The following is a 14,417-nucleotide window of genomic DNA, read 5'->3' as shown; positions in this document are numbered from 1 at the left end:
GCGAAGGCATCTTTTGGGGAGAATCCTTCTTCCCAAAAATGCCGCCCCCTACTACGTTCACAATTGATTTAGGATTGCGATAATAGCAAGCGCGATCGCAATTATTAGCCAAGTCAAAAAACAATACTGTGTTAGTTGCAACGCTTGGTAAATCCGCTCGGAGGTAATTGGATAAATAGCGTCGCCAATTAAAGGTTTGGGTTTAGCTACTCCACGATACCAATTTGTTCCGCCTACTTGTACACCCAACACCGCCGCGTAAGCCCCCTCACTCCAGCCAGAATTGGGACTCGCATCTTTTACCGCATCTCGAATACAAATAAGCCAAACTTGCTTAGGCTTACCAGATAATAATGCCAAAGTTAAAACTGTAAGCCGACAAGGAAGCCAAGTCAGATAATCTTCAAGTCTGGCGCTAAACCAGCCAACATAAGTGTAAGGTGCTTCCCGGTAGCCAATCGTTGAATCTAAGGTACTAGCAGCTTTGTAGGCTAAGGCTAAAGCAGCGCTACCAAGAGGTGTAAACGCCCCAACAATTGCATAAAATAAGGGAGACATTACCCCATCGGTGGCATTTTCGGTGACAGTTTCCATTACCGCTCGTAAGATTTCTGGTTCTGTCAAGTTTTCGGTATCTCTACCCACGTATTGACTTAAACTTATTCGAGCTTGGGCTAAATCCCCTGTAGCAAGGACTTGTAAAACGTTATCTGCTGCTTGTCTTAAGCTTTTTTGGGCAAAGCAACTAGCTACAATAATGCTTTGAGTAACAATGCCAAATAGGGGATGAATCAAGTTTGAGCCGTAAGAAATTGCCCAACCAAACCCACCACTACCAATTATTAGAGTCAGTCCTAAGAATATTCCATAAAAGCGTTGTAGTAAAGGGCGATCGCATTCCTTAAATCCATTTAGTTGCCTAAAGCGATTTATTACCCAACCCATTACCTGCACTGGATGCAGCCAAGTCCAAGGATCGCCAATTAAATAATCTAAAACCGCCGCCACTAGCAAAATAATCATTAATATTGGTCAACCAATTACCCATTACCACCTAAACAACAAAACTCGCAGATTCCCCTTGCGATGCTTGCCAACTGCGGGCATCGTAATAAAGATCGGCAAGTGTTATAGCATACAGTGCTTCTTTTAATTTTTGGTGTAGTCTCTGCCACAAGGTAAATGTTACCCAATCCTCTGCTTGCGCCGCCGTTGGACTGTGATGGGGTAAGGGTTCGATGGTTTCGCCTACAGAGGCGAGAATTTGCCCTAAAGATATTTTTTCGGGCGCTTTGGCTAATTTGTACCCCCCCGAAGCTCCTCGTACTGATTCTACTAATCCCGCGCGACGCATTTCTATTAGTAATTTTTCTAAATAAGGCGCGGGGATATTTTGCCGTAAAGCGATGGTTTTTACAGCGATCGCCTCCCCCATTGGTTGTAAGCTCAAATCTAGTAATGCTTTGACGCTATAGTGTCCGCGAGTTGTCAATTTCATTTATTAGCTAAATATTAAACCAATGCGATCGCCAATTAGGCGAAGTTATTTGCCAACTCTTTGATATCAAATCAAAATTCTTAACCGTAGATATACACAACTAAACCTATGATGCCAGCTTTGCTAAGGCTCAATAATTTAGATTATTCTTCTAGTAATGCCTAAAAGATTTTTTAAAAGTGAGAATTTTATGCCAATTTTTGGGTTTATGCTTTGTTTTGCGCTTTTTTCTTTGTAAATCAGTTCTTTTCCTAGTAATACTACTTAATACTATTATTGCTGAGTTTATATTTTTAGTTTACTTCCCCTGGCAATAAAATCTATTAACCTAGAGCAATTGCCAGCTTTGCAAGCATCTATCTAATGTTATTAAGTTACTGCTATTCTTGGCAATTATTATCATTATTTTTATTTTTAGGTTTTTTTAATCTCCGAGATATTATCATTTTATAATCAAAATTAATGTAGTATAATTCGTGAAGCTAAAGCAAAGCTAAGTAATATCATAAAATTGGCATAACTAACTTTTGCCAAGGTTTGGTTAAGAGTCAAAGTAAAAATAAAACTCAAAGTTTGCTTTATTTGAATACAGCATTTTGCTTAGTTTTACTGGCTTAAACCACAAAATCCATTGCTTTAAAGCTATGATTAGCTAGAATAAAAACTAGCCGAACCATTAAACCATTAGTTTCCTGACTTAAGCCGATGAATAAAAAGAAAAAAGTAGAGCCATTAACTGGGCAAGAACTTCTTGATAAAGTTAAAGAGCTAGAGAGTATTAGCAAAGAACAAAAAGCTAAAGAGTGTGGCTACTACACTATCACCAAAAATGGTGTTGAGCGAGTCAACATGATGAAGTTTCTCAATGCTCTAATTGATGCAGAAGGCATTGAATTAGATAGCCACAGTAGTTCCGATGGGCGGGGAGGTCGTAGCGCCAGCTACAAAATTAGCGTTCAGCAAAATAAAAACTTATTGATAGGTTCAGCTTATACAAAACAAATGGGCTTGGAGCCGGGCGACGAGTTCAAAATAACTTTAGGGCGCAAACACATCCGGTTGCAGCAATTAGAACGTGAAGACGATACTGAAGCTACAGCCTAAACTACAGAAAAGAGGAGTAAGTTTTTTACTAAATCTCAACCTCATTCCTCACTACTATCGCAAATTTCAAGCATCTACCACTGGTAAAGTAGCAATAACTAATGCCTGAAAGCATTATTTGTTGCTGCAAAATTACCGATTGAAACAATACATTTTTAATAGCCGCGTCGATGTTTCCGCTAGTTAGATAACGGTGCTAATTTTTGATTGCTCTTTTAGATAAAATTTTAGCAAGGAACAATTACAAATTTATGTTTTCAAATTGTATTAATTTTTACAATATGCATTAGTTACATTTACAATATGCAATTAATGCATAGATAGTGCAGTTAGAGTTACGAACAAATTTAAAAACTTTCAGGCATTGCTCTTAAAATCTTAAACAAGACAAGACAATGCTTTGCGAGTGAATTTTGGTCTTAGCAAGTAGTTGTTATAACTTTGCTGCCTCCCAAGATAGATTAACAATAGGTTGTGGGCTTGGCTGCAACTGCCAAAATCTTTAATTTTTGTTGCCAATTACCAGAAATAACAAGCTTGCCTAGGTATACAACCAGTATGCTTTTGAGGTACGGCTAGGCAATGTGTTACAACTGAAAAGTTGCTCAATATTGCTGGCAAAGATTGCTTAAACTAGGAAAGAGCTTCGCTCAATGGATTGGCAAAATGCCTTGCAACAAATCCTATAGAGAAGCTAACGCATCGCTGTTATTGGCAGATGGGGTTTTACTAGGTGCAGTAAATTAGAAATTTTCTGCAAGGCAAAAGTGCGATCTATGACAAAAAAAGGGCAATACTTTAATTAGGACGCTCAATAAATTCTGTTGGAGCAAAGCGACTCACGTAAACTAGGCTGACGTATGAATACTCACACCTTTGGTAATCAAAATACTACTTGCCCCATTTGTCAAAGAAGCAGCAACCTTAAGCTGGTCAAAATGTGTAATGGATTATTTACTTGTAATTCATGCCAAGAGAAGTTAGTAGTAACTTGGAGCGGTCATTATGTCCGCGACCCCTTTAGTGGTAAACAAGTATTAGTTGCTCAACTACTGCGCCGTCAAAGCAAGCCTTGGGCAAGAATTATTCGTGACTTAGGTGTAATCAAGCGTCCGTTTATGTATGTGGCGGTAGGCTTGTTAATTATGGGTGCTAGTGTTTTTACAATTGATAGCGTCCAGCGTCAGCAAAATCCTATTAATCAAGTAGTAGAAAAAATTAACGATCGCAATCATCCACCAAGCTTGTAAAAGTATAGGCAGAAATAACAGTTTTTACCTATTGCTATTAGCCTTAACTAAGCTCCAACCTTCTCTTGTCCCCAGTTTTTGAACCGATTTTAACTGGAGACTTTTTAATGTAGCTGTATCCAGAAGAAAGTAGGCTTTTGTTTGCTGTCGCCAGTATAGTTGAAGTTCGTCATTAGTGGCAGGGCTGATGTGGAGATCGCTATAAAAGTCCAATGATGGTCGATGATCAGGAAAAGAAGTATAAATTTTCCCATTGATGGGTGTATTACTTTGAATTAATGCAGCTACAGGTTTTACTGGGTAAGCTTCCGCTAATTCCCATACCCAATGACGAGAAGTGACAAATAAAGCGATAGAAAGATAGCAACCCCAAAATAAAATTACAATAAATTGGCGATCGCGTTCTTGGGCTAAAATTGCGGCAATGGTCATCGTCAGCGCTACACAAGTTGAGATTATCTGTACTTGCAAGTCTTTGGCGGGACTTAGAGGGCTAAAGTATAAACTACCACCCCAGGCAATTGTTGCTAATAATGTCAGAATTGTGATCGCGTTGCGAGAATAATTTAAGTGTGGTTTCTGCCAAATTTGGGTTAGCTGGACTCCCACCGCTAGAGCAAAGGCGGGATAAATTGGTAAAACGTACCAAGGCAATTTAGTAGTCATTATAGAAATTGCCAGTAAGTAAACCCCCAGCCAAACTACAATTAGCTTGGAGTAACTAATATTGCTATTTATCCAAGCAAAACGAAATCCTTGGGGTAAAAATAGCAACCAGGGGAAAGAATATTTAACAATTTCTAATAAATAATACCAAGGTGGCTGGGCATGATTTTCTACCCCTTGCCAAATGCGATTAAAAGATTGATTAACTAAGGCGGTTTGAGTAAAAAAGCTACCATAATGCAGCCATTGGGCAGTATACCAACTAATTACTGGAATTGTCCCAATTGCCAGCCTTAACCACATTTGCCAACTGGTGAGTAGGCGCGGTGTATCCCATAACAGAAATAATAATGCGATCGCCCCTAATAATAAACCTAAAAGCCCCTTAGTAAAACAGATTAGCCCTAACCCAATGCCTACACCTAAGCAGTAGCCCAGATTCCGCCGACTTCGCAACACGCACCAAATTGTAAATACAAAAAAACTTACTACCGCGCCATCTAACATCGCTAGTCGTCCGTGACGTACCATTGGTAGCATTGTCAAGTAAACTAGACTGGCAAAAATAGCCGTTATTCTTTGCGGGAATATTTCTCGCCCAATGCTGTAAAGTAACGGTACAGAAAACGCTGTTAAAATTGCTCCAGGTAGGCGCGATGTCCATTCATTTACCCCAAAAGTACGGTAAGTCAAAGCAATTAGCCAGTGGATAAGCGGCGGTTTATTTAGATAGGCTTCGCCGCCAAGAGTGGGATAAATCCAAGCTTCCGAAGCAATGGGATGGCGAGAAATTTCCCGCGCCACTTGAGCCACCGTACCCTCATCCCAGTCTCGCAGCGCTACTCCGCCCAAATTGAGCGTAAATAGTATCAAAGCGGCGATTAATAACCCAACAAACCACAACCAATCCATCGGGCGGAGTTTTTGAGTAAAATTTTTATAACGCAAACGAGCCATGAAAGGGAAGTGACTTCTAAAAAATAAAGATAATTTGCAACTGCCAACTTTTATCTTGGCGTACTATTTGAATTTGGCGGATAAACTCCCTAAAATAAAATCGTCGCTCCGATTCGGATAAATCGAGCCAAAACTGAGGAATAGAGACTAATTGAGCCACTGATTGCAAGTTTACAGGCGGCAAAGTTGCTAATTTTCCCTGTAAATCCGAAATTTCGGTACGGAGGTTGTAAGTGCGTAGTGTCGCCGTTTCCGAGTCCAAAATCCCATTATCGATTAAAGGTGGTATTTGGGCGAGAATTTCTTGCTTAGTGGCAATTTCTGCTAACCAAGAATTTTTTACACCATCTAATTGCGAAAAATTCATGCCACTTACTGCTATTGGTAAATCGCGGCAAATTGTGGAAATTGTTTGTTGCAATACTTCTTCGTAAGCTAAAGAGCGACATTTAGGCTTGTTGGGGCAAGAAGTAGGGCGCAAATATAAATATTCGTTAGATTTACGGGGTTTAGTAACGCTCACAACAATCATTGGTGACGAGCATGAAGTGCAACTAACTAATCCCGCTAAAGAACGGTTGGCGCTGGCGGTACGCGGGGGTAATCGACGATTGCGGCGTAATAGGCGATCGATTTGGGCGGCTTCTTCTCTAGAAATAATTGGCGCGTGAGTATCAGACAAAGTTTGTTCGTTTTGGTAAGCCGTATCGCCACGATAGACGGGATTAATTAACCAACGTTTTCCGGTAGTGACAGAGATTTTTTTGCCGTATTTTTGGGCTAAATAACGTACCGCACCCCGCAAAGATCCGTAAAGAAGAAAGCGATCAAAAAAGTCTTTAACTACGGGGGATGTAGTGCGATCTATAGCATAACGATCTTTGATTCTGCGGTAGCCGTAGGGAACTTTACCGGGTGGGGTGAGGGCATTTAGGCGGTTGCGGGCGTGTCCAGTGCGGATACTGCGACTGCGTTGTTCGTATTGAATTTGTTGCAGTTGCACTAAATCAGCCTGCATATCCGCCGTTTGTTCGGTGGTAATTAGCTTGATATTGAGCGCTACAAGTTCGCTTAGTCGGCTGTTAATTTCTGGGATAGAGTCACCAAGTTCTTCAATGCGGCGAATGAGGAGATAGTCTGCTCTTTCGGTTTTTGCGTCACGCAAGAGTTGTTGCAATTGCGATCGCTTTCCCAAGTCTTGATACAATTTATCTAGCTCCCATCCCCATAAATTCGGCTCTGGCGGGGGTTCTAGGAGAGGGTTTGTATAGGTGTAGGCGATAATTTTCATCAACAAACCGTACTAGAAAAAGTTTAGTTTTGGGTGAGTTCTATAATATTGTTGTCTGGATCTCTGGTAAATAAAGCCGCTCGACCGGAAGCGCTAGTTTGAATAAAGCAATTGTTAGCCATTAGCTGGCTTTTGGCGGTTTCTAAGTTTGCAACTTTAAATGCTAGATGAGGGTTGCGTCCTAGTTTTTGGGAGTTGTGGATGTCCGTTGAGATGGATGAGTCAACTATGAGATGAAGTTGAAAGTTACCGATTTGATACCAAGTACCGGGATAATTGAGACTTCTGTCGATTTTGGTTAATCCGAGGACATTACTGTAAAACTCCTCAGCTTTTTGTAAGTCTGTTACAAGCAAAGCGGTATGGAAACACTCAATAATCTGCATATAGCAATCCTAAATCAGTTGTGAAGTGGGGGCGCAAAGCATTGCGCCCCCACAGTTAACGTTTATGAATCATATCGGATCGGCATTTTATCTAAATACCTAAAAATTATTCAATTAAATGCGTACTTTTAAACTAAAACTTATGAATTTTGACTTGCAACTTGTTTATGCTAGAAAACATCAGGCTATCTTAAAGACGCATCATGGGTAATACTTTTGGGCATTTGTTTCGAGTCACTACTTTTGGTGAGTCTCACGGCGGTGGTGTTGGGGTGACAATAGATGGCTGTCCGCCATTACTAGAGATTACAGCAGAAGAAATCCAAAAGGAATTAGACCGTAGGCGACCAGGACAAAGTAAAATTACCACACCGCGCAAAGAAGCTGATACTTGTGAGATTCTGTCGGGAGTATTTGAAAGTAAAACTTTAGGTACGCCGATCGCTATTCTAGTGCGAAACAAAGATACTCGCCCTCAAGATTACGATGAGATGGCAAAATCCTATCGTCCTTCTCACGCTGATGCTACTTACGATGCTAAGTATGGAATCCGTAATTGGCAAGGTGGGGGACGTTCTTCAGCTAGGGAAACTATCGGACGAGTGGCGGCGGGTGCGATCGCTAAAAAAATTCTGGCTACCTTTGCTAATGTAGAAATTGTTGGCTATGTTAAGCGGATCAAAGATTTAGAAGCGGTAATCGATCCAAGTACGGTAACTTTAGAGCAAGTTGAAAGTAACATTGTACGCTGTCCTGAACCAGAATCTGCCGAGCGGATGATTGAACTAATCGAGCAAGTAGGAAGACAAGGGGATTCTGTTGGCGGTGTGGTGGAATGTGTCGTTCGTAACGTTCCAAAAGGTTTAGGTTCGCCAGTTTTTGATAGAATTGAGGCGGACATTGCCAAAGGTGTAATGTCTCTCCCGGCAACTAAAGGCTTTGAAATTGGTTCGGGTTTTGCGGGAACTCTGCTAAATGGGAGCGAACACAACGACGAATTTTATACAGATGAAAACGGGGAAATTCGCACGGTAACTAATCGCTCTGGTGGCGTTCAAGGCGGCATTTCTAACGGTGAAAATATTATTTTACGAGTAGCTTTTAAGCCTACGGCGACAATTCGTAAAGAGCAGCGCACCGTTAATAAGCAAGGAGAAGAAATGTTATTAAAAGGTAAAGGTAGACATGACCCTTGCGTACTTCCTAGAGCCGTGCCAATGGTGGAGGCAATGGTAGCATTAGTATTATGCGACCATTTATTACGACATTACGGACAGTGCAAGGTGTTACCCTGAAACTAGGTTTAAATCTATATATTAACTTTGAGACAGGCATTTTGCCTGTTTTGTAGTTTTTTATTGAGCAAGAATAGTTACAACTTTTTAAATGGATTTAATTACAATTTTAGGATTAGTTGCAGGTACACTAACAACCCTTGCTTTTTTACCGCAATTATTTAAAATCTGGCAAACTAAATCGGCTAAAGATATTTCTTTTAATACCCTAATTTTTTTTAATATAGGTATCTTTCTTTGGCTAATTTATGGAATTTATCTTAACGCTTTGCCAATTATTCTAGCTAATTTATTTACTTTAATTTTCAACATGATAATTGTATGGCTTAAAATTAAATATAAGTGATATCTAATTTTAAAAAATATTGTGACTGCTTTTGCTGCTGAAAAACTGCTATTTACGCCCGCTACTCCCGACATCGACGCTATACAAACTATTTTTGCCTTCCCCAACGAATACACAGTAGGCATTACTAGCTTAGGCTATCAAGTAGTATGGGCTACTTTAGCTATGCGCTCAGATATGGCGGTTAGTCGCTTATTTACGGATACTCACGAACAATTACCTCGTTCGCCGGAATTAGTTGGTTTTTCCTGCTCTTGGGAGCTAGATTACGTTAATATTCTCAATTTGCTCGAATCTCTGCGAATCCCAGTTAGAGCAACCAATCGAAACGAAAATCACCCTTTAGTTTTTGGTGGAGGTACGGTATTTAGTGCTAATCCTGAACCTTTTGCAGATTTTTTTGACATTATATTGTTAGGTGATGGGGAAAATTTGTTAGGTAACTTTTTAGACGCATATAAGCAAGTTAGAAATGCTGATAAAAAGACGCAATTAATTCATCTCGCCCAAATACCAGGGGTATATATTCCGAGTTTGTATGAAGTAACTTACAACGATCGCACAAGTGATATAAAATCGATTCAACCTGTTACAAATGCCATTCCCAGCTATGTAGATAAACAGACTTATCGCGGGAATGTTTTATCAGCTTCTACAGTTGTCACCGAGAAAGCCGCTTGGGAAAACATTTACATGGTAGAAGTGGTGCGGAGTTGTCCAGAAATGTGCCGTTTTTGCCTTGCAAGCTATTTAACTTTACCTTTTCGCACCGCAAGTTTGGAATCTTCTTTAATTCCCGCCATTGAGCGCGGATTGGCGGTAACAAATAGATTAGGCTTGCTGGGTGCGTCGGTTACTCAACATCCAGAATTTGCAACTTTGCTCGATTATTTAAGTAAACCGCAATACGATAATGTGCGTTTGAGCATTGCTTCGGTGCGTACAAATACGGTGACTCAAAAGTTAGCAGAAACTCTAGCAAAACGAGACACGCGATCGCTTACAATTGCTGTAGAAAGTGGCTCTCCTCGTATTCGCCAAATTGTCAACAAAAAACTAACTAACGATGAAATTATTACTGCTGCAATCAACGCCAAAGCAGGGGGATTAAGCGCTTTAAAGCTTTACGGTATGGTTGGCGTACCTGGGGAAGAATTAGAGGACGTAGAACAAACTGTAGCGATGATGAGGTCAATTAAAAAAGCTGCTCCTGGTTTGCGTTTAACCTTCGGATGCAGCACTTTTGTACCAAAAGCTCATACGCCTTTTCAGTGGTTTGGTGTCAATCCTCAAGCCGAGAAACGTTTGCAGTTATTACAAAAACAGTTGAAACCCCAAGGGATAAATTTTCGCCCAGAAAGCTATAATTGGTCGGTTATACAAGCTTTATTGTCTAGAGGCGATCGCAGATTGTCTTATTTGCTAGAATTAACGCGACACTATGGCGACACTTTGGGTAGTTATCGCCGCGCCTTTAAGGAGTTGCGGGGTAAAATTCCTGAAATGGATTTTTATGTTTATCAAACCTGGTCTGTTGAGCAAATATTGCCTTGGGAACATTTGCAAATAGCTTTACCAAAATCTACGCTTATTAAACACTTAGCAACGGCGGAATCTGAATATAGTTTATTAGCAGCAAGATAAATGCTAACTCAAAATCTTTATCAAATAAGTATAGATTTTTTAGAGCGATCGCCGCAAAAACGCCTGTTAATTCTCAAAGAAATGGGATTAGCTCGATATGCAAATTTTTTAACTATTATGCCCCTTACTGAGGCTAATATAGCCTGCATAATGCGTTTTTTTAGTAATCCCAGTAGGGCTAAATTTCCTAACTTACAAGGAGTAGCACTATCTGGTTTAGTTTTAGATGGTGTAAATTTTATTCGTGGCGATTTATCTGGGGCAAATTTAAGTAATAGTAGCTTAGTTGATGCAGATTTAATATTTGCTAATTTTACTAAGGCAAACTTGAGCAACGCTAATCTTCAAGGAACTACCCTAAACGAAACTATCTGGTGTAGTGCAATAGTAAAAAACTGCAACTTTGGCGTAGGTATTGGGATTACAAATAAGCAGCGTCAGGAATTATTAAGTTGCGGCGCAGTATTTAAGCTTTAAATTGCAGTTACAATATTCAATAATTCAATATTTTACCAATCTAACTTAGGCTGATAATTAGGTATAACAATTGTTGCTACAACTTTAGACAATAAGGAAAACTTAGAGCGAATTAGTCGGTGTCTAGCTTTATCTTTTTTTAGATAAAGCCAAAGTAATTTTGCTGCTTTAAATCCTTTTCCCCGTCCTGTTGGTTCTTCAAATACTTTGTAGATTAGATACTTATAAAGGTTACTTAAACTTTCTTTTTTTGCAGGCTGAAGAAATTTAGAACCTTGACTATAATGTTGTTCAATAATTTGTAAAGATACCGCTTCCATCTTAAAAACATTGCTGGATGCAGAGGTAGAAATTATTCGGTATAAAATTTGCGCCGATGGAACTGCAACAAAGTGATAGCGGGAGGCTAATCTTAAGTACATATCCCAATCTTCCGCAGGAGTAAATGACTGATTAAATCCACCTATTTCTCTCAAAGCTTGGGCGCGAACTAATATATTAGAACCATTAGCTACAAAATTACTTTTCAATAGCTCTGCGTATACGTCCCCATTTATAATGTAGTGAGCGCCGGCTCTTAACAATTTGCTATTGTCATCAATATGGTCAGTCCAACTGTAGGCTACTCCGGCTTGTGGATTATCTTGTAAGGCTTTTAATTGAGTTTCTAGCTTGTCCAACGTCCATAAATCGTCTGCATCTAGAAAGCTAATAAACTCACCCTTTGCTTGAGAAATTCCCCGATTGCGACTAGCTGATACACCAGAATTAGGATAGGACAGTACCGTCAAGCGCGGGTCTTTTATACTAGCAATAACATCTAAAGTTGCGTCTTGAGAACCATCGTTAACTACGATTAGTTCTAAATTTTTCCAAGTTTGATTTAAAACTGATTCAATCGTTTCTTGAATCGTTTTTTCACTATTAAAAGCTGGAATAATTACAGAAACTAAAGGAGGGCTGGTTAATATCATTGTATCTGTTGGCGATCGCAATTTATATTGATTTGTCTGTTGCTCAAGTTAGTACCATATTACCAAAAGTAAAGTACCTAGGTATTTTTGACAATACGACCCCTTGAGTATTTGCCCGAAAACTTATTCCTACATACTACATAAGAGTACAACCCCTAACCCATCTTGATTTTTCAGCAGAAATTTCAGGAGGTTAAAAATATTATTGTTGCCTTTTTATGCTTAAAATTTTGTATGTTGATGTACCAATTGTATAACCAACAATAAATCGTAGTGATTTTGGAACTTCTGGATAACGAGGCAAAAACGATTTAATGCTAAACCCTGCACTCTCTTTATTTCCTACATCTAGGAAGAAAGTCCGACCCAAACTGCTCTTAAATAACGTGTACTTGTAAATGATAGAAGTAAAAAAAGCTACAGCAGCAAACATTCTTTGCATTGGTTCGGCATGGTTTCCCAATAAGCCTGGAGGACTAGAACGATATGTATACGAACTGGTAAATCATCTAGTAGCGAGTAACGATAAAGTTGAATTGTGTGGAGTTGGGCTACCAGAAATGTCACCGGAATCTTCTGCAATAGAACTAATCAATTTAGCTGCACCAGAGGAACGAATATGGCAACGGTTGTGGCGGATTCGCTCTAATTTCCTGCACTTTATGAACCAGAAAACTATCCAACCTGATGCAATTAATCTTCATTTTGCCCTTTATAGCTTTCCACTTTTACAGCTTCTACCATCAGGAGTACCAGTTACTTTTTCTTTTCACGGCCCTTGGGCGCTAGAAAGCCAGCAAGAAGGAAGTAATCAGTTAAGCGTGTGGATTAAGTCATGGCTAGAACAATTAGTTTATCAACGGTGCGATCGCTTTATTGTGTTAAGTAAAGCTTTTGGGACAATTCTCCACGAACGTTACAAAGTTCCGTGGATCAAAATTCACGTGATCCCCGGAGGAGTCGATCCCACCCAATTTCAAATTAGTTTGTCTCGCTCCCAAGCGCGAGAACAACTAGGATGGCAAAGTGATCGCTTTATTGTGTTTACACCCCGTCGTCTCGTGCAGCGCATGGGTATTGATGTGCTATTAAATGCTCTAGCAGAAGTTAAGCTAGAACATCCAAATATTTGGTTGGCGATCGCTGGGAAAGGTTCTCAAAAAGACAGTTTGGAACAGCAAGCATTAGAATTAGGATTAGAAAACCACGTCAAATTTTTAGGTTATGTGCCGGAAGAAGACCTCAAAGTTGCTTACCAAGCGGCGGATTTAACAATTATGCCTAGTCAGTCCTTTGAGGGGTTTGGGTTGGTTTTGTTAGAGTCTTTAGCCTCCGGTACGCCCGTGCTTTGTACCCCTGTGGGAGGAATGCCAGAAGTGTTGATGAACTTCTCTCCCGAATTAATTACAAGTTCTGCGGATGCCAAGGCGATCGCGACAAAGTTAAAAGCTCTGCTTAGTGGAGAAATTTCTTTACCCGATCGCGATATTTGTCGGGAGTATGCTACTACTAATTTTAACTGGACTAAAATCGCCGAGCGGGTTAGACGAGTTTTGCTACTCCCTCTCAATAAAAGTATCGACGTAGGATTGAACTCTTCAAATCTCTAGCAGAGGGAAGATCAAAAACTAATGCGATCGCTATTATTTAATAAAACTTACTCCAGGATTTTGGGGACGGTTCTGGCGATGGTAGTTGGTAGAAAAACAGCAAATAAATCAGCGAATACAGAGATATTTTTTTAGTCGTTATGGTGGGATAGGGAGATAAATTTTTTCTATCCCTAATGCGAGGAAAAGTTGCTCCAAACATCCAGCCACCAAACAACATCATGGTAGCGAAAGTTATCAAAAATAGAAGCATAAAGCCTCCTGCTTGTAAAGATGGGCAGTAAATTGTTTTACTACGCACAAGCTAACAATAAAAGCAAGCAACCGCAATATTTATTAACCAAAAATGCTAATTGTAACGAACATACATAGAACTCTCAGAAAGCTAATAGGTTAAAGATAGGTTAAAATCCATGTATAAAGAGCATAGTAAGTGTTTATAGGAATTAAAGAAATATGAGAAAAACTAGAACCATACGAGAGAAAATAAATTAGGTAATAGTTTAAATGACAACATAATATTTACTTATGGAAAATACCTTTGATTGGCTAACCGTATTTGGTTATGTAGGTTTTACAGTTTTTGTGATGTGGCGCGTTTTTACCGCGAAATAAAATGGATGCTGTTAAATATTTTGTCGGCTTGGTAATATTTGCAAGTATTGGCTCGTTTTTGATTGTTGACGCGATCGCATTTTTCAAACTCCTCCTAAGTAAAACTAACAATTCTCTTTTATTTTCAGACTTTGTAAGACTTATAGTTTTAGCGGGAATGGCTACAGTTGGTTTTATGCTGGCAAAAGAAACCTTTGTTAAGCCTAACGATGGGATAGTATTTTTAGTAACGGGCGCGATCGCATCAATTGCTCTATACGCTCTAGGAATCAAGCGGAGAATGAGCAGCAAGCAATAATTCTAT

Annotated in this window: 14 protein-coding genes; 8 read left to right on the top strand and 6 right to left on the bottom strand. The window is 39.6% G+C overall.

Annotated elements, in window-relative coordinates; all coding sequences use genetic code 11:
• Nucleotides 1-57: 57 nt before the first annotated feature.
• Together cbiB and SYN7509_RS0216650 are read right to left on the bottom strand one after the other, a co-directional pair.
• Entirely contained in the window at nt 58-1,023 is a 966-nt protein-coding gene (cbiB, locus tag SYN7509_RS0216655; RefSeq protein WP_009632255.1) for an adenosylcobinamide-phosphate synthase CbiB, read from the bottom strand.
• 31 nt (nt 1,024-1,054) lie between these two features.
• Entirely contained in the window at nt 1,055-1,498 is a 444-nt protein-coding gene (locus SYN7509_RS0216650) for an Rrf2 family transcriptional regulator (protein ID WP_009632256.1), read from the bottom strand.
• Nucleotides 1,499-2,203: 705 nt separating this feature from the next.
• Between SYN7509_RS0216650 and SYN7509_RS0216645 the strand changes: the two genes are divergently transcribed.
• Both SYN7509_RS0216645 and SYN7509_RS0216640 read left to right on the top strand, forming a co-directional pair.
• Entirely contained in the window at nt 2,204-2,602 is a 399-nt protein-coding gene (locus tag SYN7509_RS0216645) for an AbrB family transcriptional regulator (protein ID WP_009632257.1), read from the top strand.
• A gap of 860 nt (nt 2,603-3,462) precedes the next feature.
• The gene (locus tag SYN7509_RS0216640; RefSeq protein WP_009632258.1) at nt 3,463-3,852 is read left to right on the top strand and encodes a hypothetical protein; all 390 of its coding nucleotides are present in this window, start codon (nt 3,463-3,465) and stop codon (nt 3,850-3,852) included.
• A 24-nt stretch (nt 3,853-3,876) separates the two neighbouring features.
• On the opposite strand, the gene SYN7509_RS0216635 is transcribed toward SYN7509_RS0216640, so the two are convergent.
• Genes SYN7509_RS0216635 through SYN7509_RS0216625 form a run of 3 tightly spaced genes read right to left on the bottom strand, consistent with a single transcriptional unit; the run spans nt 3,877 to nt 7,152 of the window.
• Nucleotides 3,877-5,475, bottom strand: coding sequence for an ArnT family glycosyltransferase (locus SYN7509_RS0216635; protein WP_009632259.1), 1,599 nt, complete (start codon nt 5,473-5,475; stop codon nt 3,877-3,879).
• Between the two features lie 16 nt (nt 5,476-5,491).
• Nucleotides 5,492-6,766 (bottom strand): recombinase family protein, encoded by a 1,275-nt coding sequence (locus SYN7509_RS0216630; protein WP_009632260.1) that lies wholly within the window; start codon nt 6,764-6,766, stop codon nt 5,492-5,494.
• 23 nt (nt 6,767-6,789) lie between these two features.
• The gene (locus SYN7509_RS0216625) at nt 6,790-7,152 is read right to left on the bottom strand and encodes a VOC family protein (protein WP_009632261.1); all 363 of its coding nucleotides are present in this window, start codon (nt 7,150-7,152) and stop codon (nt 6,790-6,792) included.
• 203 nt (nt 7,153-7,355) lie between these two features.
• Between SYN7509_RS0216625 and aroC the strand changes: the two genes are divergently transcribed.
• The 4 genes from aroC (at nt 7,356) to SYN7509_RS0216605 (ending at nt 10,914) form a co-directional block, all read left to right on the top strand.
• The gene (gene aroC / locus SYN7509_RS0216620) at nt 7,356-8,447 is read left to right on the top strand and encodes a chorismate synthase (protein WP_009632262.1); all 1,092 of its coding nucleotides are present in this window, start codon (nt 7,356-7,358) and stop codon (nt 8,445-8,447) included.
• Nucleotides 8,448-8,538: 91 nt separating this feature from the next.
• Complete coding sequence (locus tag SYN7509_RS0216615; protein WP_009632263.1) at nt 8,539-8,793, top strand: SemiSWEET transporter; 255 nt, start codon at nt 8,539-8,541, stop codon at nt 8,791-8,793.
• Between the two features lie 21 nt (nt 8,794-8,814).
• Entirely contained in the window at nt 8,815-10,437 is a 1,623-nt protein-coding gene (locus SYN7509_RS0216610; RefSeq protein ID WP_009632264.1) for a B12-binding domain-containing radical SAM protein, read from the top strand.
• Nucleotides 10,438-10,914, top strand: coding sequence for a pentapeptide repeat-containing protein (locus SYN7509_RS0216605; protein ID WP_009632265.1), 477 nt, complete (start codon nt 10,438-10,440; stop codon nt 10,912-10,914).
• Between the two features lie 32 nt (nt 10,915-10,946).
• Here the strand turns inward: SYN7509_RS0216605 and SYN7509_RS0216600 are convergent, their stop codons facing one another.
• Nucleotides 10,947-11,888 (bottom strand): glycosyltransferase, encoded by a 942-nt coding sequence (locus SYN7509_RS0216600; RefSeq protein WP_009632266.1) that lies wholly within the window; start codon nt 11,886-11,888, stop codon nt 10,947-10,949.
• Between the two features lie 398 nt (nt 11,889-12,286).
• On the opposite strand from SYN7509_RS0216600, the gene SYN7509_RS0216595 reads away from it, so the two are divergent.
• Together SYN7509_RS0216595 and SYN7509_RS0216585 are read left to right on the top strand one after the other, a co-directional pair.
• Complete coding sequence (locus SYN7509_RS0216595) at nt 12,287-13,498, top strand: glycosyltransferase family 4 protein (protein ID WP_009632267.1); 1,212 nt, start codon at nt 12,287-12,289, stop codon at nt 13,496-13,498.
• Nucleotides 13,499-14,114: 616 nt separating this feature from the next.
• A complete protein-coding gene (locus SYN7509_RS0216585; RefSeq protein ID WP_009632269.1) occupies nt 14,115-14,411 on the top strand; it encodes a hypothetical protein in 297 nt (98 codons plus the stop codon).
• Nucleotides 14,412-14,417: the final 6 nt, after the last annotated feature.

The organism is Synechocystis sp. PCC 7509, assembly GCF_000332075.2.
GTDB lineage: Bacteria > Cyanobacteriota > Cyanobacteriia > Cyanobacteriales > Chroococcidiopsidaceae > Aliterella.
This window is presented reverse-complemented; position numbering and strand designations above follow the sequence as displayed.